Genomic DNA, 23635 nt, shown 5'->3' with positions numbered 1-23635 from the left:
ATTCCTCCAAGAATAAGTATAAGCCAAAGATTTAATTCGCTCGTTGCCAAACTGTTTTGACTTGTTCAGGGATTGCCAAATTACGCCCTAATTCAATCCAACCACAAGGATAATGGAAATCTGAACCAACAGAAGCGAGTAGATTTAATTCCGTGAGCCACTTAATCAACATCTTTTGCTGGTTATGATCAACACCACCCGCAATTTCCACCGCATCACCTTGCCATTGTTGGAAATCTTTAATCAAACTATGAATCTTATTATTTGTCATTTGATAACGCATTGGATGAGCAACGACAGCCATTCCTCCCGCTTGATGAATTACGTCTATTGCAGTCGGGATATCACACCAATTCGCTTTCACATAACAAGGTTTTCCTTGCGATAAATAACGCTTAAACGCCTGCCCCTCATTACTCACTAACCCAATATTCACTAAATAACGTGCATAATGTGCACGAGTGACTTCACCACTGGTTAGTGCCTGAGCTTCGGCAAACGCATTCGGTAAGCCAAATTTTTTAAACTTCTCACCAATTTCCACAGCTCTTGCATGGCGTAAATTAGCTTGTTCTGCTAATAAAGCCGTCATCGCTGGATGATCTTCGGCAAAATCTAAACCAACAATATGAATTGTTTTACCTTGCCAAATTGTGGAGATTTCCACACCAGTAATAAAAGCAATGCCCTGTTGTTGAGCGGCTAAACGTGCTTCTGCAATACCGTCCACTGTATCGTGATCCGTTAAAGCCAGCATTTCCAGACCTTGAGCTTTGGCACGCAAAATTAATTCTGTTGGCGATAAAACACCATCAGAAGCGTTACTATGTGTATGTAAATCAAGTTTTGTTGCAGAAAGTTGTGCTAATCTAGCTTGCATTATTCTTATTTTTATCCAATTAAGCGTATTGTTTAAACATCATCTCAGGCACATCAACTTCAATAACTAAAGCCTCAAGACGATTTACATTGATTCGGAATGGATCACCGAAATAGTAAGTTAATTGTGGCAACACAATATTTTGTTCAAGCAAAATAACATTCGCTATATTACCTTCAATATTGGTAACAAGTAACGTTGCCCAAGATTGTGTTGCATTAATAAAGCAACGAGCTAAACTCGGTTCAGTCACGGTTTGTCCATTTAACACCGCAAAAAACCAGTTTTGTGGTTGTTTAGGTAATAAAAAGTGTTCACAAGCAATGGCACTATATGCAAGACGTTGATTAATTTCTTCAGGAAGTTGTAAAGGATCTAGCATATCCAGAAAAGTCGCTACTTTGTCTAAATCTGCTAGGGAAAAGTCATTAGTTGCTAAACCATCACCATTTAATACACTTTTGCTTAATGTTGTTTCAATTAGGGTGCAATTAGGCAATACAGCCGTGAGTCGATCACGTACCGCATCATAACTCCATTTACACACACCATTAAATAACATTAAACCATTACCTCAAAAATATAAAAACTCTAACTGTCTGATTATATGCCAAAAAATCGTATTATGTGATGAAAATGTTTACTTTTTTCTAAATTTTCTAACATTTAACAATATTTCTCTGATTTTCTCCTTTGATCACATTTAAAATACCTATTTTGTGTTAGGATTATTTTTATTTTTCTTTTCATTATGGAGCATTATCGTGGTACTGATGGAGTGGCTGCCCAATCAAATAAATCCTCAACTTATTATTGTCCTTGTTCTATTAATTGCTGCAATCTGGTTATTTATTTCTAACAAAATCCGTATGGATGTCGTTGCTTTATTAGTATTAGTTGCTTTTAGCTTAACGGGCATCTTAACTGTCCCTGAAATTTTAGCTGGTTTTAGCGATCCGAACGTTGTATTGATTGCGTTGTTATTTGTCGTTGGTGATGCTTTATTACGAACTGGCATTGCTTACCAAGTCAGTGATTGGCTATTACGAATTGCCAATAATAATGAAGTGAAAGTCCTCATTTTATTAATGTTGGCAGTTGGTACTTTAGGGGCATTCATGAGCTCAACTGGCATTGTAGCAATCTTTATTCCTGTGGTATTAGCGATCTGTCGCAGTATGCACATCTCACCAAAACGTTTAATGATGCCCTTAAGTATTGCTGGCCTAATTAGCGGAATGATGACACTCATTGCAACGCCACCTAACTTAATCGCCAATGCCGAATTAGTAAAAGTAGGCTGGCCCGCATTAAACTTTTTTTCCTTTACACCTATTGGCATTATGGTGTTAGTGCTAGGAATCCTTTATTTGTTGTTAGCTCGCCGTTTGTTAGATAGCGGTAATCCAGAAGATTTAAAGCAAAACTATAACCGCACCTCAATGAACGATTTAATTGAAAGTTATCAACTCTCAAACCGATCTCGCAAAGTGATTGTTTTACCTGATTCTCCCTTTATTGGTAAGACATTAGATGAATTACATCTCCATTCACGCTATAACATTTTGATTATTGCGATTGAACGGTGGCGACGTATTCGACGTATTGTCGTCACACCAACAGCACTAACCGAACTGCGTGCAAAAGATATTTTGTTATTTGATATTACAAATGATGATCTTGATTGGCAGCAATTTTGTCAGCAGCACCACTTAAAACCAATCGAAGTTAGAGGTCACTATTTTAGTGAGAAAGCAAAAAGTGTGGGTATGGCAGAAATTTCTCCAATTCCAGAAAGTACTTTACTCGGCAGAACAGTACGAGATGTTCGTTTTCAAAATAAATATGGCTTAACGATTGCAGGGGTAAAACGAGGTCATCAACTTTTACAAACCGATCTGGCAAACATTGAATTTACCGTTGGGGATCAATATGTCGTCATTGGAGAATGGAAACAGATTCAAGCATTACAAAGCAAAAACCAAGATTTCTTTTTACTAAATTCACCCGCCGAAATTGAACAGGTTGCCCCTGCTTTAAGTCAAGCACCTCATGCACTATTCTCCGTTGCAATTATGGTTGGCTTAATGGTTTCAGGCATGGTGTCTAATGTCATCGCAGCTTTAATCACCTGTATTTTACTCGCTAAATTCCGCTGTATTGATGCCAAAAGTGCTTACAATGCTATTCATTGGCCAAGCCTTATTTTAATTGTTGGTATGATGCCTTTTGCTACTGCATTAACTAAAACAGGCGGTATTGCATTAGCTGTTGATACCTTATTAGATTTGGTAGGTGGCTGGGGAATTCACGCTATTTTGGCTAGCCTATTTATACTTTGTGCCATTATCAGTTCGTTTATCTCAAATACCGCAACGGCGATTTTAATGGCACCTATCGCCGTTGCAATGGCAGTAAAATTGGGTACATCGCCAGTTCCTTTTGTAATGACGATAGCCATTGCTGCTTCAGCCGCTTTTATGACGCCCGTTGCTTCCCCAGTCAATACAATGGTTTTAGGGCCTGGGGGTTATAAATTTATTGATTTTGTCAAAATTGGCGTCCCATTTACGCTTATTGTTATGGTGGCAACAATCTTTGTTGTGCCACTATTATTTACATAACAAATTTAGAGTCTGACTTTATAACGGAGTAGCAATAGATAGATGTGAAGTATCATTCTTTCGTTCAATTTTAAACGTTTTTTGATCTTCGTTTTGTTGATAATTGACGACACTGATACTGCAATTAATCAGACTTTCACTCACGCCTAATTGACGGTGCGTTTGCCAGGTATGACCACCAAGCAAAGCCAAAAGTAAACGCAAGGTATGCCCGTGCGAAACAATTAAAATATTTCCTTGTTGATGCACTCTAATAATATCTTGCACGGCTTTCCATGAACGATCGGCTAATGTACTAAAAGGTTCGCCTTGATTATATTCTGCAATATGTCGATCATAAATTTCAGGTTGTTTGACCAAGTTTTGAAATGGCTCAGTATACCGAATAGTATCAATCTGAATACCTTCCCATTGGCCAAAAAATTGTTCATTTAATCCTTGATGCTGGAATAATGGAATATCACGCTCACCAATCACATGACGTGCTGTATCAATCGTTCGTTGTAAACCACTAGAATATGCAGCAACAAAAGGGATAGCCTTTAATGCTTGTCCCGCAGATAACGCCCCTTTCACTCCCTCTACTGTCAATGGTGAATCACCTTGTCCTTGTAACAGTCCCTTTTCATTCCATTCAGTACGACCATGACGTAAAAAATAAAAAGTCAGATTTTTTTGCATTGTTATCCTCAAAAAAATAGCCCTCATTGTCGAGGGCTGCTTATGATTTATTCAGCTTGTTCTGGATCTGCATATTTTGCAGCAGTTTCTTTTAATAATGGCTGTAATTCACCTTTTTGGAACATTTCCAAAATAATGTCACATCCACCAATTAACTCACCTTCTACCCATAATTGTGGGAAAGTTGGCCAATTTGCAAATTTGGGTAACTCCGCACGAATATCTGGATGCTGCAAAATATCTACATAACCAAAAGGCACTTGGCAATTAATAATTGCTTCTACTGCTCTTGCAGAAAATCCACATGATGGGAATTTTGGTGAGCCTTTCATATAAAGCATAATTGGGTTTTCACTTAATTGTTGTTTAATTCTTTCAATAGTTTCCATCTATTTTAACCTCACGTTATACGACAAGACCAAAAAGCGTCGAGATTGTAACATAAGCCTCGTAATAAACCAATCTTACTCATTAGAGTTACCAGCTTCCACCAGCTCCGCCTCCTCCAAAGCTCCCACCGCCGAAACCACCACGATCACCACCACCAAAACCACCTCTGTGATGTCGTTCAAATGGATTATCATCTAGATTAATATAGATACCACCAGATTGGTAATGCCGAGAACGTGGACTAATATAAGTTCTACGTTTATGACGTTCACTAAGAAAAACAACTAGGAAGAAAAAAGCCACCATTAATACAGGAATAAAATCATAACGCTCTGGCTCAGCAAGTTGTTCAGGCTTAAACTCACCTTGACTGGCAGCCATAATATATTTCAAGCCTTCACTAATCCCTGTCGCATAACGATTTTCACGAAATGCGGGCGTAATCACTTGACGGATCACTTTACCTAAAAAAGCATCAGGTAATACTCCTTCTAATCCTTGTCCTGTTGCAATAAAAACCTTACGATCATTTTTTGCAATCAACATCAAGACACCATTATTTAATTTTTTACGACCAATACCCCAACGATCGCCCAACGCAAAAGTATAATCTGCAATCTCCATTTCCCCCGTAGTTGGGATCATCACGACCGCAATTTGCGAACTGGTCTTTTGGCTATAATTGACCAACTGTTGTTCAATAGCTTGTTGCTGTTGTTCGCTTAAAGTGTGAGTATAATCATTTAAATAGTGAAAAGGTTGTGGCACGGATGGGAAATTTGCAGCTCCACTCACTGTCGAAAAAAATAAGCAGAACCATAATACATAAGCATATTTTTTCATTTGATCACCACTTCATTTGGTAATTCATTGCGATCATTTTCTTGATATGGAAAATGAAGTGACAAACGCTCACCAATGAGGGCAATCGCACTAACAATACCTTCGGTATATTGTTTCTGTTTTGCTGCAGTAACAATCAAATCACACGCTTGTTGCCAAAAACCAGCCTCAACATAGTGATCAATACCTTGATCACCAATAATTGCACACTGCTTGGAATGTAATGCCAGATAAATTAATACCCCGTTTCGTTGCACTGTTTTTTCCATTTCTAATTGTTGGAATAATTCTGTTGCCCGTTGCATACCAGATACAGCATGCTCCACTGGTAACTTTTGTTCTACATATACCCGTAATTCAGCAGAGGTTTGTAATTCCAGTTGCACAATCGCCCGTTCAACACGGGCTTTATCTATCGGTTGTTTAAATAACATAATAAAAAATCCGATTATTCATTAAAAATTAACTGTTGGTGCTTTTTCTGCACCAATATCTGCTTTGAAATATGGTTTTTCATTAAAACCAAATAACATGGCAACTAATTTAGTTGGGAAAGTACGAATTTTTTTGTTATATACTTTAGCTGCTTCATTAAAGGTATTGCGTGCAACATTAATCCGATTCTCAGTCCCTTCTAATTGTGTTTGCAAAGTTAAAAAACCTTCATTCGCTTTTAATTGTGGGTAATTTTCAACTGTCGCTAACAAACGAGATAAAGTTGAACCGACTTGATTTTGTTGTTGTTGGAATTGTGCTAATTGTTCTTCCGTCATATTCGCAGGATCAATTTTAATTTGAGTTGCTTTAGCACGAGCCTCAACCACTTTAGTTAAAGTGTCTTGTTCAAAGTTTGCTTGACCTTTAACAGTATTCACTAAATTTGGAATTAAATCGGCACGACGTTGGTATTGCGACTCTACATTCGCCCAAACAGAATCAATATCTTCTTCTGCTTGCACAAGACTATTGTAACTACTCATTACAGTAAAACCTAAAACAATCGCAATCAAAACCGCAATTAATGTACTTTTTTTCATATTTTCCTCTTGATGATTAAATTAAACACGTCTCTAACGCTATCTTCGTTCAGGCGAAATATTGTAATCTAATTTGGCTCTTTTTACATTGGGGAAGATACCATATTATTGGTTACTAAAAATAAACAATTTAAGTCAGTTAAATAATCATTGCAGAATTTATCCTGCAGAATTATTTAAATTTGTGATCCATATCACAGATTATCAACAACTTCTCAATATTGAAAAGCGTACAATACCGAAGTGCATTATTGAACTAACCTCAAGGAGATAACAATGAAAACTTTAAAATTATCTGTTTTAGCCATTTCCACTGCATTAGCGTTATCCGCTTGTAGTACGCAACAAAATACGGAACAACAAGCAGCACAACGTTTAGTAGATCAAGCAACTTTTGGGGTGAACTGGGTACAACAATCTGGTGAATACCAAGCATTAGCTTACCAAGCATTTAATATTGCCAAAGTAAGTTTTGATAAAGCTAAAGTCCAAAAAGGTAAGAAAAAAGCAGTGGTATCAGATTTAGATGAAACACTATTGGATAATAGTGCTCACGCTGCATGGCAATCTAAAAACTTACAACCTTATACCAGCGAAGGTTGGACTAAATGGGTAAATGCACGTCAAACTGCTGCTGTTCCAGGTGCAGTAGCGTTCGCAAATTATGTTAATAGCCATGGCGGTACAATGTTCTATGTTTCTAACCGTAAAGATAGCAATGAAAAAGTTGCAACGATTGATGATATGAAACGTTTAGGTTTCACTGGTGTAAATGATAAAACTTTACTCTTGAAGAAAGATAAATCAGCAAAATCAGCACGTTTTGCCGAAATTGAAAAAATGGGTTATGAAATTGTGATGTATGTTGGGGATAATCTAAACGATTATGGTGATGCAACTTACCGCAAACCTAATGCAGAACGCCGTCAATTTGTTGCCGAAAATGAAAGCAAATTTGGTAAACAATATATTGTATTACCAAATCCAAATTATGGAGATTGGGAAGGTGGCTTAGATCCTAACTACTTCAAAAAATCTGCATCTGAGCGGCTAAAAATTCGTGAAGCAGCATTAAACGCATGGGATGGTAAATAAAATTTTATCTTTTTATTGTTTTGGGTAGTAAATGAAAAATTTACTACCTTTACTTTTATCAGTTACCCTGAGATTAGCCATAAAAAATGCCTTAAACAGCAAAGGTATTTAAGGCATTTATTCATTAACAGAAGTTAATTTAAATAAGTAAAGACTCTAACCACTTTCTTCACACCATTAATAGTTCGGACGGCTTCAACTGCTGCATTAGCTTGTGCTTGTGTCACACGACCTAACAAATAGACAATACCATTTTCAGTCACTATTTTTACATCTGTCGCTTTTACATTACCATTCACAAAAAGTTTAGATTTCGCTTGCGTAGTAATCCAAGTATCTTTACTTACTTGTGCAAGACTTACTTCTGGTCCAATTTCAATTTGTTCATACACATCCGCAATATCTCTAACACCACGAGCCAGATTAACTGCCACTTCACGCAAATCCTCCCTTGGTGCCTGCCCAACCAACAATACTCTCGCATTATAAACAATCGCACTAATATGAGCTTGTTCATTGAGTTGTTTATCTTTACGTAACGCATCAGCTACACGAAATTCTAAAGTTTGATCATCAATTTGTGTACCCGTAGTACGTGGATCAGTTGCCACTTTAGTCGCTAATGCTCCACCACCAAGTACAGCTGCAACACAACCTTGCAATAATAAAATTGTACCAACCATTACACCTAATTTTACCAGTTTGTTCCATTGACGATTACGCATTATTGCCTCCTTTTTGGGATTAATGAGAAAACAGTGAAAAATCAATTAATTCGCATAAAGTATTAATAATAAATAAATGTTGTTCTAATACTCGAACTTCTTTTTGTACAAGAACAGCGATATTAATATCATTTTCATCTAATAAACCATTTAGATGATCGCTTTTATCACCTGTTAATGCAATCACTAAAATATCTTTTTCCTTAGCATGGCGAATAAGAGAAAGTGAAATTTCTTCAGTATCTGGAGTTAATACGACTAAAACATCGCCAGTTTGAACCATTGCATTAAACTGTTTTTGGTAAGCTTCCAACAGATTATTATCACTTAATAATGCCGCACCGATTGCTCCTTCCAATCCTAGAAATACAGCTGGAAAGCTCGGTCGTACTAATTGATAACGATTAATTAAATTTGCGACCAATAATTGAGCATTTGCCGTAGAACGTCCATATCCAAAAACAGCAATTTTATTGCCTCTCAATAAACATTGAGTCAATTCAGTAGTTGTTTTTTCCAAAATCTCTGGAATGACTGCTGCAGTCGCAATATGCCCCTTAATACTCTCTTCATATAACACTTTTATTCTCTCTAACATATTTCTCAACCATTGAATTCAATAAAATTTTTTAGCCAAGTTAATTGATGATTAGTACCATCAAACGCCACTACATCAAATCGACAATTTACCGTATCTAAACTTTGGTCATGTTGACTTAACCATAAATTTGCCGTCTTTAATAACTTCTGCTGTTTTGCCCAAGAAATACTCTCTACTGCCGAACCAAATTTATCACTCTTACGTTGACGTACTTCAACAAATACTATCGTTTGGTGATCCTGCATAATGAGATCTAATTCGCCACACGGAAAATTTTGATTCGCTGCAATAAATTTCAGCCCTTTTTTTTCTAAAAAATGGCGAGCTTGTTGTTCAAACTCGCCACCTTGTTTTCTTGGACGGAATAACGACATATTATTTTAGTTAATTGTCTTAATATTGCCGTTATCGTATTGCATCCATGTCATAGCACGCTCAATATTACAGCCATCGCCAGCACTTAATACACCAGTTAATCCATTAATGCTATAACCTGGAATTTGACGCATTTCAGCAAATTTATTAATCAACATCCACGCATCCGCCCCCATTGCATATAAACGAAGTAATGAATAATCACCATTAGCGAGTTTTAATGCTTGTTGATAACTTGCTGAATCAAGATCACTTAGGAATGGAATATCACTAAATTTCACGCCATTCATTGTCATACGATAATCAGGACCATTATTCGCAGAATTACTACGTGAAGTTGCATAAATCGCAATGCCATGTTCATCTGAATTATCTAATGTGGTTTTAATCTCTTGCAGCTGTTGGCTATCTGCCACCACATAAATCGCACTCACTTTGCCTGACATGGAAGCATTTTTAATATTTACCAAAATGTCATCCACTAGATTGTAGTAATAAGTATTGGCATCCGTTCCTGCGAGACTCTGCCATCTTGCATTAAATGCAGAAGCACTGCGTTGTCCAAGATCATTTTGTGGTGCAAATACCATTGGATTAGTTTCACCATCATTCCACATTTTTACTGCAGCAGATTGTGCTTCATCTTCAGGTGATAATCCATAATAACAGACACCTTGTAATGGACGCATACTCTGTGCCGTATTAAGCGTTAATACGCTTAATCCTTGCATCGCATTACTATTCAATAAGGTTTCCACATTATTTTTTAACAATGGACCAACAACAGCTTGAGCCCCCTCTTGTTTTGCTTGATTAACAAGATCAGCAATAGGTGTGCCACTCATTGTGTCATAGGCTTTCACAATCACTGACGAAGTCCCATGAGCGTCATTAAAACCTTGTTGGATAATTTTTCCGATTATCTCACCATTACCACTTAATGGCAGCAATAATGCAACTTGTTGAAGTTGCTGATTTTGGAAATTAACTACCCCACGCAAATCGGTTGGTAATAAGAATGCTGCAGAGTGATTCGCATAAGTGGTTTTCCAGTTTTGAATCGCAAAACGCATTTGATCTGGTTGTGAAATATGATCGTTATAAACTTTTGCTAAATCTATCCAACCTTTTAACACAATATCATTTGGGTCAACAATTAAGCTATTAAGTGTATTCTTATCTAAACTTCTCAATAAGCTCCAAATCGTATCGTTATTTTGTTGTTTACGCTGCATATCACTAATAAAACGATCCATTTGAACATGTGCATTAATTGAACCCACAATATCTTTACTATTTTCTGCTACTCGAGCTAATACACCATAATAACGTACTTTTTGCGAATTACTTAAACGATTAAGATCAATCGTATTTAATAAACTAGTAGCACTATTATTATCACGTTGAGCTGCTAATAAATGTGCTTTTAATAAATTTGCATCAAGTTGTTGATCATCATCTAAGTATTTTAACGAAGCTAATAAACTTGCCGCTTGATCAATTTTATTCTCACTTAATAAAGCACGCACTGCCAATAATTGATAATTTATTCGTTCTTCATCATCTTGACTACTATTGACTTTATCTAAATAAAAATCTGAACTAGCGTAAGCATCGTTTTGTAACATCGTGTTACCTGAACCTGATAAAACACTACATCCTGCGACACTAAACACAACAAAAAAAATCAGGAAAAGATTTTTTAAATTCATCCGTTGTAATAGAATGTTTAACATATTCATCCCTATGATAATTTGAACTATCATGACAAAATAAAACCGCTCAACCTTAGGTTGAGTACCTGTAAAATCTTACTTATCTATTAGTTTAAAAGCAAATAAAAGACTTAATTATGAGCAATTTATTTGGCACATTGTATATTGTTGCTACACCAATCGGAAATTTAAATGATATTAGCCAACGTGCGTTGGATATTTTAACCCAAGTTGATCTTATTGCAGCAGAAGACACACGGCATAGTGGTTTACTGCTTAATCATTATGCAATCAAAAAACCATTATTCGCATTACATGATCATAACGAGCAACAGAAAGCCACTGTATTAATCGAAAAATTACAACAAGGTACCAATATTGCCTTAATCTCTGATGCAGGTACACCATTAATCAGTGATCCTGGGTTTCATCTTGTACGAGCTTGCCGCCAAGCCGATATTAAAGTTGTTCCTATTCCTGGTTGTTGTGCTGCTATTACAGCACTTTCTACAGCAGGAATTGCCTCTAATCGCTTCTGTTTTGAAGGCTTTTTACCAGCCAAAAGCAAAGCTCGCCGAGATCGCTTATCCGAGTTACGCCAAGAATCTCGAACACTGATTTTTTATGAATCCACTCATCGAATTTTAGACACACTACAAGATATGCTATTGATCTTTGGTGAAGATCGCTATCTTGTCATGGCAAGAGAATTAACCAAAACCTGGGAAACTATCTATGGTAACCGTTTAGTGGAATTAATTGACTGGTTAAAACAAGATGCTAATCGTTGTAAAGGAGAAATTGTTTTAGTTGTTGAAGGGGCACCTGAATCTGATAAATCGGATTTTAGCGAACAAGCTCTGCTAAGTTTACGCTTGATTAGCCAAGAATTACCACTGAAAAAAGCAGCTGCGATCGTAGCCGAAATATATGGTTATAAAAAGAATGCCCTCTATCAGTATGGTCTAGAGCATTTCACATCTGAACATTAATTACCGCAAAAGGAATTATCGTGTATCGTCATCATTACCTTGAAATGCAAGAACATCATTTTTATGTGCCATATTTTGATCATATGCGTCGTGTGCGTGTTCTTCTGCCCAAAAATTATCATCAACAGCAATGGCAACGCTATCCCGTACTATATATGCACGATGGACAGAATATTTTTTATAGTAAAGAGTCTTATTCTGGCTATTCGTGGAAGATTATTCCCACTATCAAACACGATAAAGAACTACCGCAAATGATTGTCGTCGGTATTGATAATGCTGGAGAAGCTCGTTTAGATGAGTATGCCCCTTGGCAAACAGATGTCGGTTCAGCAGAAATGCGGAATATCGGCGGTTTAGGTATGGAATATGGGCAATGGGTGGTCGAAGTTGTAAAACCTTTTATTGATCAACACTATCGCACCTTACCAGAACGAGAACATACCTTATTAGCAGGCAGTTCAATGGGTGGAATTATTACCGCTTATATGGGATCGGCTTATCCACACATTTTTGGGCATTTAGGCGTCTTTTCCTTAGCATCATGGTTTAGTGAATCTGCCTTTCTCGACTTTATTCATCAACACCCCATTGATCAAGCTAGTAAGGTCTTTATTCACGTTGGTACTAAAGAAGGTGATGATGCCGATGCACAATTTATTTCCAATATGAATCAAGCCTATATTGATTGTACGTTACACTATTATCAAACCTTAATTCGTACAGGACACTCACTAGACAATATCTGCCTACGTTTAATGGCAAACGAAATCCACCACGAAAAACATTGGGCGGATCATTTTGTGGAGTTTTTAAGGTTTGCTTTGATCTCAAATTAAAATTATGAAGCATGGATTAAAGTTATTTACCCAAATTCATCTTAGGGACAGCGTTTTCAAGCTTTAATAAATGATTTTCCTACTCCCGTAAATCATGCTGTATCACTCACTGATTTTGGAATAATTGATAATTGGGAAAGATTAGACATTTGGCAAAAATGAAAACTGACACGTACAAATAAATGCAGAGGTGCCAGTTAGATGGAAATTTACCTTTAATAACCAGCATTATTACTCGCCAAACCTTAGTCGCTATTATTGGGATTGTGTTGTTTGTGAAATGGTTTGCTTAATATTTTCCTAAATTTATCCACAAAAAAACCGAGTGAAAATTTCTTCTCACTCGGTTTTGGTTTATTGTCGTATTAAAACGACTTACTGAGGTTTATCTCTATTACCACTGATAAGCAACACCAGCTGTTACACCAACCTTACCACGGCTATTTGAGTTTCCAGAAAGTTTTAAGATAATCTTACCATTATCTGAAACTTTTGAAACCCCCAATGCCAGAGCATTTTCACCAGCATAGCTACTACCAGCAACAGCAACTACACTACGTCCTGCTTCTATCGGTTGAGGCAAGCCAGCGGTTGCCATTGCACTTGCAGTACCAGCATTCGCATTACGGTTAACATTCTCAATACGATTCGATAAGTGGTTACCCAATGATTGAAGCTGACTAACATTTACCGCATCGTTTGGATTTACGCCATTCGCAACACCTGAAATTCGGGTAGGATTTTGTACATCACCAACATTTAATACATTAATACCATCATTATCTGTTGATGAAGTCATCTTCACATTGCCCACTTTCAACTCAGTGAACTCAGGATTATTTTTCATCTTCACAGTATAAGTTGTGCTACCGTCACTATTGATGGCATCAGTCACTTCAATATTATCACCTGCAGCAATCTTTGTTTTAGATTTTACTGCATCTGCTTTCACTTGAGCTACAGCATCACTGATACTGGATTTACCTGTACCACCAATATCCACTTTAGTGTTACCGTTGCTGTCTTTCTTAATAGCATCTTTGCCAATTAAGTCGGCCACTTGCCCAGCATTTACCGCTGCTTTTGCTTGTTTTGAATCAGTAAGATCTGCATCAGCTACTTCAACTGTCGCTAAGTTATCATCAGCAACCGCTTCATTATTTAGCTTACTTGGATCTTTTACTGCCTTAATGCCAGCTGGTTTAACGTTAGTAGTAAAGTCAACTGCACCATTCGCTGTCAAGTGATAGAAATCATCACCGACTTGAACTAATGGCTTACCTTCTCTATCCACATAAGTCATCGGAATACCTTTAACTTCAATAGTATAGCTAAATACGCCGTCCTTAGGCTTAGTAGTGGTAACTTTTGTATTCGCTCCTGCATTTACGTTTACAGTATCGCCAAGTTTAACGGTTGTACCTTCTTCGCCATTTGCAGAGAACTTCAAGCCTTTATTAGTAAGCTCATTTGTTACTGTTGTTACTTTATTCGCTACTTCGGTATCTACATAGCCTTTATTCGCTGCATCACTGTTCTCAGTAGGTGCACCTACATTAGTGATTCTTGCACCACCTACGTTGATAGTATTGTTATCACCAAATGTAATCTTACCTTGACCATCTTTACCACCAACAGAAGTAATACCCGTCAACGTATCATTAAGGTCATACTTGATATTACCATCTTTATCGATAGAAGCTGTGGTATTAGTACCATCAACAAAATTTAGCCCCTTATTCAACGAAGTAGTTCCAGTATTACCCTTATTTACACTGTAAGTAAGATTAACACTTACACCACCAGTACCGTTGATATCAGCTTCGGTAATCACACGAGAAGCACCATTAGTACCGCCTGTTCCATCAGTACCATTGATACCGTTCTTCACAACAACGTTACCGTCAGCGTCCACACCGATATAGCCATCTTTACCATCAGCACCCTTACCATCAAGCACAATACCCTCAAAGGTTGGGGTGTTCTTAATCGCAATACGGATTAAGTTATTGGTTGCATCAGCAAAGGTAGCGAGATTATCGCTTGCGTAAGCATCTTCATTAACGGTGGTATCACCTGCTGTTCCAGCAGCATTTAATTTACCCACAATATTAAGTTGTGTACCTAATGGACGATGAACTTCTGTACCTGCATTATCCGCAAAACTTAAGCCAGCTTGAGCCACAGTTTGGAGATCGCCAACAGTTGCAGCGTTATTCAAGCCAGTGGTTTGTGCCAATAGACCGCCTTTACCATCTTTATTTGCACCTGCAACTGCTTCACGAGCTGCTGTTGCTAATGCTTGTGCTGTATCGCTATCTTTTGTTGTCATCAACTTAACTTTAGCATCCGCCACAAGTTGATCAGCTTTCGCTTTAGCCGCTGCTGCTTTAGCCGCATCATCACCTTCTGTTTCTGCAGCGGTTAATTTAGCAACTAAATCATCATAGCTAGTCGCTTTATCAGCTTCTGCCTTACCATCGTTATAAGCATCAACAGCAGCTTTCTTAGCAGCATCATCGCTTACTAACCCTTTGTCGCCAAGGTTACCCTTGATATTTGCTAATGTAGTTGGGTTAGTGGTTGTACCGTCTGGACTTACCGCAGACACTGCCACTTTATCTTTGGTAAGATGTTTAGTCTCATCATCACCCGCAAGCTGTGCTAGCGTTTGACCTGTTGTACCTGATTTCGCTTCACCAGTTTTGCTATCAACATCATTTTTATCATACCAGAGACCATCGTTAGCTTTGACTTTACCATCTACTGTATTGATTGTGTAATATTCGCCATTTTCGACTAAAACACGTTCGCCAGTCTCTGCGTTCGTATAAACCGATGAACCCGCAGTACCATCACGCAAGGCTTGGACTTTATTAACAAGTGTTGTGCCGTTAAGACCATCTTTACCTGCTGGACCTTGTAATCCATTGCTAGCATTTGTTCCTGGAACACCACGATCACCGATCTTGCTTGTACCATCTTTACCAGCCGCACCATCAATACCGTTGATAGGCTTAGTGCCAACACCAACTTTTGCTGCCAACGCATCTAATTGTGCTTTATTGACTGCATCATTATCATCTTGCGCTGCTGCAACATCAGTTAAACGTGCCTTATTTACATTGATGGTTGGGGTCTCTCCTGTCGCTACAGGTTTTCCCAAAGTGATTTTAGCGGCTGTTTTACCTGCTTCAGTTTCACCTTCAATTGAGGTAATGCCTGCTAATTCACTCTTGAGGTTATATTTCACGATACCATTTTCGCCAATTTCAGCTGTGGTATTGGTACCATTGTTGAAATGTAACCCTTCATCAAGTTTAACCGTGCTAGATTTAACTTCGCTATTATCTTTTGAATACCCCTTACCATCAGTAGTTGCATAAGCAAGTTTGATAGTGGCGTTCTCACCAGTAAGGTCTTTTGCAGTAATAATCTTAGAACCATCTTTACCGTCTAGGCCATCAACACCATTCTTACCATCAACCCCATTGATAACAACCACTTCACCGTTTTCATTTACACCGATAAAGCCATCTTTTCCATTTTGACCATCCAACACAATACCCTCAAAGGTTGGGGTTTTCTTAATCGCAATACGGATTAAGTTATTGGTTGCATCAGCAAAGGTAGCGAGATTATCGCTTGCGTAATCATCTGCCTTAACGGTGGTATCGCCTGCTGTTTCAGTAGCATTTAATTTACCCACAATATTCAATTGTGTACCTAATGGACGATGTACTGCGTCGCCGTTGTTGCCAGCAAATTCTAAGCCAGCTTGAGCCACAGTTTGAAGGTCTTTCATTGAAGCAGCGTGTTTAAGCTCTGCATCAGTTAAGCTATAGATACCGCCTGTACCGTCTTTGTTATCTCCAGCTACCGCTTTACGAGCATTGTCTGCGGTGGTATCAGCTGGTTTCAAGGTGCTATCCACATTCGCTAAGACCATTGCATCTTTGGTACTACCGTTCGTATTAACCGCAGAAATCACCACATCTTTACTTTCAACTTTATTGCCATCAGTTTTTGCTACTTCAGCAGCAAGTTCTGTAAGTGATTTAGCTTGGCTAGTCGGATTCTCTATTAGGGAACCATCTGCATTGACATCTTCTTTCGCATACCATTTACCATCGTTCGCTAACGTATAACCATCAAATGCATCTTTCTTGTAGTATCCGCCATCGATCTTCACTAAACGATCACCATCTTTATTGGTGTAAACCATATTGCCAGAAACTCCTTCACGTTGTGCAAATACTTGATCCGTTAACGATCTACCATCAAGACCATCTCTGCCAGCAGGACCTTGAGTACCGTTAGTACCATTCACTCCACCAATACCTGGTGTACCTGCTGCACCATTGCTGCCATTGCCGCCGATTGTGCTAGCTAATTGATCAAAGGCTGCACGAGTTACCGCAGAAGTTCCATCTGTTGAATCGTCTTTTAAGCCTGAGAGAACGACCTTGGTATCCGAACCTGCTGTGGTTGTTGTATTAGCAAAGGTGAGTTTATCGCCATTCACATTAGGCGTTACTTGCACACCATTTGTCGCACCCTCTGCTTTAAGGGTGATAGACTCAAACTCAGGGGCTTTCTTCATCGCAATTTGGATTTGATTATTCTCAGCATCGACTAATGTTGTTAAGTTTTGTGCAGAGTAAGCTTCTTTACCACCTAAACCTTCATTAGTATCTTTCGCACCAATAATATTCAATGCAGTACCTAATGGACGATGTACAGTTGTGCCTTTATCGCCAGCAGTTGACGCATCAATTGAACCAGTGAAATCTAGACCAGCTTGAGCAACCGCTTGTAAATCACCAAGATTTGCTGCTTTGTTCAAGTCAGCACCTGCTTTAGCCAATAAACCGCCTTTACCATTTTTGGTATCGCCAGCAATCACTTTTTGAGCTGCATCAGCACTGATTGCCTCAGGTGTTGTCAAGGCTGTTTTATCAGCTGTATCATCGCCTGCATCAGAATTATCCGCCTTACCAGTTAAGCCTAAACCACTCTTCACGTTTGCTAAAGTGCTTGGTAGGTTAGTAGTACCATCCGCATTGACCGCAGAGAGGATAACGTCTTTTGCTGCAACAATCTTATTTTGATCTGCTGTAGCAAGATCTTTGAGCGTCTTACCTTCAGCAGATGCGTTAATCACATTACCATCTTCATCAACATCGTTTTCGGCATACCATAAACCGTCATTAGCTTTTTCCATGCCATCTACAAGAGCAGCTTTATAGTAACTACCATTTTCAGCAAGAACACGGCTACCATCAGCTTCGGTATAAACCACCGTACCCGCCACGCCATCACGTAGTGCTTGAACTTTGTTCACCACAGTAGTGCCGTTTAAGCCATCTTTACCAGCTGGACCTTGTTTACCATCGTTACCATTTGTACCTGGAACGCCTTTACCGTCAGTGGTGCTAACTATGCCATCTTTACCATCTTTACCATCAATACCATTGACAGGTTCAGTACCCACTTTAGCAGCAAGATCGTTTAATTGACCAAGGTTCACCACAGAGTCATTTGTCTTACCAGCAGCTACGCCAGTAATTACCACATCGTCACCTTTACCATCATCTCCTACTGTCTCACCATTAGAAAGGTTAAGAACAGTCTTGCCTTTATTATCGCCATCTGTTGCTTTAGATGGGGTAAGAGTAACTTTTGCTGCGGTGTCATCAGTATTACCATTATCTAATGTTACCCCAGTGAATGTTGGGTTCTTCAACATCGCAATACGGATTAAGTTATTGGTTGCATCAGCAAAGGTAGCGAGATTATCGCTTGCGTAATCATCTGCCTTAACGGTGGTATCGCCTGCTGTTTTATCAGTATTTAATTTACCAACAATATTCAATTGTGTGCCTAATGGACGATGAACTTCCGTACCTGCATTATCCGCAAAACTTAAGCCTGCTTTAGCCACAGTTTGGAGATCGCCAACAGTTGCAGCGTTATTCAAGCCAGTGTTTTGCGCCAATAGACCGCCTTTACCGTCTTTAGCATCGCCAGCTACCGCTTTACGTGCTTCATCAGCATCTGTGCCTTTATCACCCAAAGTACCCTTAATGATACCACTAGCACCTTGCTCTCCTTGCGGAGTATTTAATTTTTCAAGTTTATCTTTAAGATCCTGAGCAAGATCAATTGTTATTTCTTGACCATCTTTTGAATTTGCTGTGGTAATGAAACCAGAAGCACCTTTAATACTTAACTTCTCTTTAACTAAGTTAACTTTACCTGCTTTCGCTTCCGTTGAATCTGTTACAAAGTCTAGCTTAAGCTGTCCAACAGTTGCCGCATCGCTTAAATCTGTACCATCAGTTAGATTAGTAATTTTCGCCCCATTACTCACTCTGATATTACCGCTATCCGCAGTAAGCGTTGGTGCATTATCACTTGTACCTAATTTTAAGGTATTGATTTGAATATCGCCTAGACCTTGGAGATTCTGTGCTAATTGGATAAATAAACCATTTTCTCCGCCAATAACCTTGATATTACCCTTAGTAAAGCCAGATTCAGCAGTTTCTGTATCAGATGCCCCATAGATCTTGAGGGTTGAGCCTAACTTTTTCTTCGTTGAACCAGTGTCGCCATTAAAAGTTATTCCGCCTAACTGATTACGCCATTTAGTGAGATAGTTAGTCTCATCCGTACCTCCGTCTTTAAGGTTAGACGCATCAAGATTTGCTTTCTTCGCCAATAACGCTGTTAAAGATTCTTCGCCATTTGTATCAATTTTATCTAACTTCTTGGTAACCGTTTCAGCTAACTTAATTGTTAACGTTTGATCTTTACCCACAGTTTCGATTTGATCTTTCGTACCTGCTATTTTTAATTTTTGGTTGGCTAGTGCTACCGTTAAACTATCTGTGTCTTTATCATCTGTGAATTGCAAAGATGATGCAGCATCTGAGCTGCTAGACGAGCCACCGTCCGAAGGAGGATTTATACTATTACCTGATAGCTTACTCTCAAGATTTGCAATTGCTTGATTGGTGAAATAAAGTTGTGAACCGTTGACTGCATCAGTTGATGATTCAGAAAGTACCCCTGGTGCAACGTGTTGAATTTGACGATTAACAGTCGCATTACCAATAGATAAGACTGGATTGTTTGCATTGAAACCAGCTACTTCCGTTTTCCCAGTAATCACATAATCACTAACTTGTGAACCATTAAGTGCGGCAGTTTGTGAGCCAAAACCTAGTGCAATGCTGCCCTCTGGGCCGACTTTAACTTGAGCTGTATGACCAATAGCAATACTATTCCTTAGATCAACTTGAGATTCAGTTCCTATCGCTATACCGCCTGTCGCCGTATCTTTGACCGAAGCTTTATAGCCAATAGCGATACTATCTTCTGCTAAAGCGGTATTGTTTTGATAGTTAGAGGCTGCAATATCATTTTCACTGATCGTTGTTAGTACTTTTTGCCCACTATCAGTCGTTTTGGCAGCATTAATTGCCGCTACTGCTGCACTGAAATCGCTATATTGGCTCATACCATCCGTTTGAATCTGACTAAGTTTGCTTGCTAAAGATGCAAAACTTGCATTGCTCGTCTCTATCTGCTCTAAATAACTTTTCATTTTGTCTAATGAAGTTTGACTAAATGCCTCATTATTTTTTTCTTTACGAGCAACATAAGTAAGGTATTGAGCTTTCTTATTGACATAATCATTATAATTTTCCTGTTGTTCTAATTCTTTTGCTAATTTAGAACTCGCTCCGCTATTACTAACCGATAGATAATGTAAGGCACGTTGGGTCTTATTACTCATAAAATCAGCTGCGATCATATCTGCATAAACTGATTTAAGTTGTGACACATTCACTGCATCCGTATCTAATGCACCAGCTGCTACATTAGTAATTCGACGCTCAGCTCCTTTTTTACCTACCGAAATTATCCCAGTTGAATTAGAACTAACGCTATAAATAGCATCCTCTTTATTGGGCATCCATCCTTCTAATGCAAATTCTGTATAATCCGTCACCGAGTTCACCCCTAATGCAATAGAATTCCGAATTGAGGCAATAGCTCCCACACCTATTGCCATTGCAGAATTTGCACTTGCACGTGCACTACTACCGATTGCAGTTGCAAAAGGAGAATTATTTGAAATAGTTGCTCGAGTTCCTAACGCAATGGAGTTACTAGAACCTGAAAATACTTCTGAATAACTTCCGAAGGCAATCACATCACTAGCCCCACTTCCGCCAGAAAGGTTACTAATAGCTTTATTATTATCACGAGCCACGGTATCATAACCTATCGCCACATCTTTCCCCATGGCAAAAGTACGATTAGACCCATTTTGCAGAGACACCTTAGAACCAAACACCACAGTATCGCTGATATTCTGACCAATATAATTAGTTCTTCCAATTGTCATACTATCTTTAACGGCACTACTAATGATATTATCCAAACCAATTGCGATATTATTTTCGTAACCAGCTCCACTGATAATTCGATTATTTAAACCAAAGATAATCGAGTTATTAGAGTTAGCTCTAATATAGTTATAAGAACCAATATTTAAAGAGTTATTCGCATCAATTAATGAGCTATAACCGATGGAGATACTGTTATCTTTTAAAGCAGCTGAACTATTCCCTAGAACAATAACATTTTTACCCACTTCTTCTGATTTTTTGATATCTAAGTCACCAATGGTTAAGTAAGTATCCCCAGTTCTCCTAGTCAATCTATTATTTTCTTGTGCAATGAAATAGTTTTTTACCGCCGCTCGCACATCGGCAAAATCATTATCTGCCATATTTACTGCATTATCACCATTAACATAAGCATTAATGAATGTCCCCCCATTTTCTACAGATCCTCCAGCAACGACCTGATTCCCTATTGCCATTGAGTTTTCACCCACCGCATAGGCTTTATAACCATAAGCAACAGTATTAGCATTGGTCGCTTCCGTTAAGTTCCCAATTGATACCGCATTTGATGAGAAAACACGTGATTGCTCACCAATCGCTGTTCCCCCAATTGCACCAGTTTCAACAAACGAGCGTATCCCAACAGCTGTAGAGCGATTTGCTAACGCAAAAGAAAGCGGACCTAACGCTGTTGACACATCTCCCCCAGCTAAAGCTCGCGTACCAATTGCAATTGCCCCATTTCCACGAGCATAGGTTGGTGATTTAATACGGCGCTCATTGGTATCATCAGATCCTCCGTAAAGGTTTGCAAACCCATTTGAACTATTTCCTACCCCATTATTTACCGAACTTGGCGAAAAGAAACCTGTCGTTTCATTCCATAATGGTGCAAATAAAGATTGGATGGTTGAATTTGGTAATTTATCACCAAATTCAGAATTACTGATGCCAGATACTAAATCTGCCCCACCAATCGCAATTGAGCTGACACCTTGTGCATAGGTATTATTCCCCACCACAATCCCATTTAAGTTTGCCCCTACATAGGTTCCCACTGCCACTGAATTATTCCCAAAAGCTAGCGAGTTATAACCAACAGCTGTGGCTTGGCGTGCTACAATTGAAACATTTTTTCGTGATGTTTCCTTTACAGTTCCAGCTCTTGCTGCACGCCCTAGTGCAGTTGAGTTCTCTCCATTTGTTTCTGACATATACCCAACTGCAGTGCCTCCAGAACTCTGCGAAATAGCACCATATCCAATAGTCACTGAGTATTGTGTCGGACAGCCAGTATTTTCATTAATGGAATTTGCTGTTGCTGTTGGTGCTAAATCCACGCCATATAGTTCTCGATTACTACAATCCAAAGACGCAATAGCATTATAAGCTGCTCGTATATCGAGCCCTGCTTTTGCTTCTAGCGAGATTACGAATGCACTTAATACCCCTAGCCCAGCTAGCACTCCCGCTGAAGCATTAGTTAGCGTAAACGTTCTCACTACCCCCCCCCTATGCCGGGTTATCAGTTCTGACTTCTCTTTAGTATGATTTTTAGTTAATTCAGAAACGGCAACAAAAATACCGCGTGTTTTATCAAAAATAACTTTAAAAATATGATTCATTTTATTTCCCTATATTATTACTATGAAAATGTTTAGTTACTAAGTAAGCTTTGTTAAATAAATTAAATATTTTTGCTTTTTTATCAGGATAAGGGCGGGATTCTAACAGCACCATAAAACCATGTAAATAGGTAGATTCAACTTTTAACTACAATGCATCTTGATGTTTTTGCCAAGCATTTGTATCACCTTCATAATCGCCTAAACGTTGCCTTTGATTGGCTTGTTCTGAACAGTATTCTATAGCGTTTCTGTTACAATTTTGTCCTCGGCTGTCATTTCCTTGGTATCTATGTTTGCGATAGGTTTGTTGTCTTGTAAATGAAATAATACGAAGAGCATACCTCTGATCTGACCCCGAAAAGTTGGACGCCTATTTTAAGGACTGAATTCTGTATTGAACAGGACTCAGTCCATTTAATTTTAATTGTATTCTTTCCTCATTATAATAACGAACATATTCTTTGATAACAGATTCCAGTTCCTCAATGCTTTCGAAGGTTTTCCCATAAAAACATTCCACTTTCATCCGACCAAAGAAACTTTCCATTGCAGCATTATCTATACAATTTCCTTTCCTCGACATACTCTGCACAATATGATGCTCAGCTAATAACTGTTGATAAGGAGGTATCTTTATCTGCTTGCTTGGATTGTTGCATTATATGATAAAAGAACGTACTTCTGGCTAATTGCGCATAGATTAACAACAGGGTTAACGGATACTGCACTCTTAATTCTTGGACGAAGTTTGCCTTTTCCTCGCTTTTTCTTGGTCCCATTCTTGACA

The 23635-nt window shown here is 38.5% G+C and carries 16 protein-coding genes and 2 pseudogenes; 4 read left to right on the top strand and 14 right to left on the bottom strand.

Annotation, left to right across the window (positions count from 1 at the left end; genetic code table 11):
- Positions 1 to 31 precede the first annotated feature (31 nt).
- Both ACFFHT_RS05580 and ACFFHT_RS05575 read right to left on the bottom strand, forming a co-directional pair.
- The gene (locus ACFFHT_RS05580) at positions 32 to 880 is read right to left on the bottom strand and encodes a PHP domain-containing protein (RefSeq protein ID WP_382374246.1); all 849 of its coding nucleotides are present in this window, start codon (positions 878 to 880) and stop codon (positions 32 to 34) included.
- A gap of 19 nt (positions 881 to 899) precedes the next feature.
- Positions 900 to 1442 (bottom strand): hypothetical protein, encoded by a 543-nt coding sequence (locus tag ACFFHT_RS05575; RefSeq protein ID WP_382374244.1) that lies wholly within the window; start codon positions 1440 to 1442, stop codon positions 900 to 902.
- Between the two features lie 211 nt (positions 1443 to 1653).
- Between ACFFHT_RS05575 and ACFFHT_RS05570 the strand changes: the two genes are divergently transcribed.
- A complete protein-coding gene (locus ACFFHT_RS05570) occupies positions 1654 to 3504 on the top strand; it encodes an SLC13 family permease (protein WP_382374242.1) in 1851 nt (616 codons plus the stop codon).
- An 18-nt stretch (positions 3505 to 3522) separates the two neighbouring features.
- Here ACFFHT_RS05570 and ACFFHT_RS05565 read toward each other — a convergent pair whose 3' ends face one another.
- From ACFFHT_RS05565 to ACFFHT_RS05545, 5 genes are all read right to left on the bottom strand, one after another.
- On the bottom strand, positions 3523 to 4185 hold the full coding sequence (locus ACFFHT_RS05565) for a histidine phosphatase family protein (RefSeq protein ID WP_382374240.1): 663 nt from the start codon (positions 4183 to 4185) through the stop codon (positions 3523 to 3525).
- A gap of 47 nt (positions 4186 to 4232) precedes the next feature.
- Entirely contained in the window at positions 4233 to 4574 is a 342-nt protein-coding gene (grxD, locus tag ACFFHT_RS05560) for a Grx4 family monothiol glutaredoxin (protein WP_382374238.1), read from the bottom strand.
- A gap of 88 nt (positions 4575 to 4662) precedes the next feature.
- Positions 4663 to 5418 (bottom strand): TPM domain-containing protein, encoded by a 756-nt coding sequence (locus ACFFHT_RS05555; protein ID WP_382374237.1) that lies wholly within the window; start codon positions 5416 to 5418, stop codon positions 4663 to 4665.
- Complete coding sequence (locus ACFFHT_RS05550; protein WP_382374312.1) at positions 5415 to 5855, bottom strand: TPM domain-containing protein; 441 nt, start codon at positions 5853 to 5855, stop codon at positions 5415 to 5417. The genes ACFFHT_RS05555 and ACFFHT_RS05550 overlap by 4 nt, the downstream gene beginning before the upstream one ends.
- Positions 5856 to 5873: 18 nt before the next feature.
- Positions 5874 to 6455, bottom strand: a complete 582-nt coding sequence (locus tag ACFFHT_RS05545) for a LemA family protein (protein WP_382374235.1) — start codon at positions 6453 to 6455, stop codon at positions 5874 to 5876.
- Positions 6456 to 6731: 276 nt separating this feature from the next.
- On the opposite strand from ACFFHT_RS05545, the gene ACFFHT_RS05540 reads away from it, so the two are divergent.
- The gene (locus ACFFHT_RS05540) at positions 6732 to 7550 is read left to right on the top strand and encodes a 5'-nucleotidase, lipoprotein e(P4) family (protein ID WP_382374233.1); all 819 of its coding nucleotides are present in this window, start codon (positions 6732 to 6734) and stop codon (positions 7548 to 7550) included.
- Between the two features lie 134 nt (positions 7551 to 7684).
- Here the strand turns inward: ACFFHT_RS05540 and dolP are convergent, their stop codons facing one another.
- From dolP to ACFFHT_RS05520, 4 genes are read right to left on the bottom strand one after another with little or no spacing between them, the layout of a single operon-like run.
- Complete coding sequence (gene dolP, locus ACFFHT_RS05535; protein ID WP_382374231.1) at positions 7685 to 8275, bottom strand: division/outer membrane stress-associated lipid-binding lipoprotein; 591 nt, start codon at positions 8273 to 8275, stop codon at positions 7685 to 7687.
- Positions 8276 to 8294: 19 nt separating this feature from the next.
- Positions 8295 to 8873, bottom strand: coding sequence for a D-sedoheptulose-7-phosphate isomerase (locus ACFFHT_RS05530; RefSeq protein ID WP_382374229.1), 579 nt, complete (start codon positions 8871 to 8873; stop codon positions 8295 to 8297).
- Positions 8874 to 8878: 5 nt separating this feature from the next.
- Positions 8879 to 9250 (bottom strand): YraN family protein, encoded by a 372-nt coding sequence (locus ACFFHT_RS05525; protein ID WP_382374227.1) that lies wholly within the window; start codon positions 9248 to 9250, stop codon positions 8879 to 8881.
- Positions 9251 to 9256: 6 nt separating this feature from the next.
- Positions 9257 to 10987, bottom strand: coding sequence for a penicillin-binding protein activator (locus tag ACFFHT_RS05520; protein ID WP_382374225.1), 1731 nt, complete (start codon positions 10985 to 10987; stop codon positions 9257 to 9259).
- A 116-nt stretch (positions 10988 to 11103) separates the two neighbouring features.
- Here ACFFHT_RS05520 and rsmI point away from each other — a divergent pair, with 116 nt between their 5' ends.
- A complete protein-coding gene (gene rsmI, locus ACFFHT_RS05515; protein WP_382374223.1) occupies positions 11104 to 11958 on the top strand; it encodes a 16S rRNA (cytidine(1402)-2'-O)-methyltransferase in 855 nt (284 codons plus the stop codon).
- A 44-nt stretch (positions 11959 to 12002) separates the two neighbouring features.
- Positions 12003 to 12797: an alpha/beta hydrolase gene (locus ACFFHT_RS05510; RefSeq protein ID WP_382374310.1), complete on the top strand. Its 795-nt coding sequence runs from the start codon at positions 12003 to 12005 to the stop codon at positions 12795 to 12797.
- Between the two features lie 394 nt (positions 12798 to 13191).
- Here the strand turns inward: ACFFHT_RS05510 and ACFFHT_RS05505 are convergent, their stop codons facing one another.
- The 3 genes and pseudogenes from ACFFHT_RS05505 to ACFFHT_RS10985 all read right to left on the bottom strand — a co-directional run.
- Entirely contained in the window at positions 13192 to 22845 is a 9654-nt protein-coding gene (locus ACFFHT_RS05505) for a YadA-like family protein (RefSeq protein WP_382374221.1), read from the bottom strand.
- Between the two features lie 373 nt (positions 22846 to 23218).
- A pseudogene (locus tag ACFFHT_RS10990) lies at positions 23219 to 23470 on the bottom strand (transposase); the annotation flags it as partial.
- Positions 23451 to 23635 (bottom strand): annotated as a pseudogene (locus tag ACFFHT_RS10985) (hypothetical protein); the annotation flags it as partial. The pseudogenes ACFFHT_RS10990 and ACFFHT_RS10985, both read right to left, overlap by 20 nt.

The organism is Gallibacterium melopsittaci (assembly GCF_042433085.1).
Lineage (GTDB): Bacteria > Pseudomonadota > Gammaproteobacteria > Enterobacterales > Pasteurellaceae > Gallibacterium > Gallibacterium melopsittaci.
This window is presented reverse-complemented; position numbering and strand designations above follow the sequence as displayed.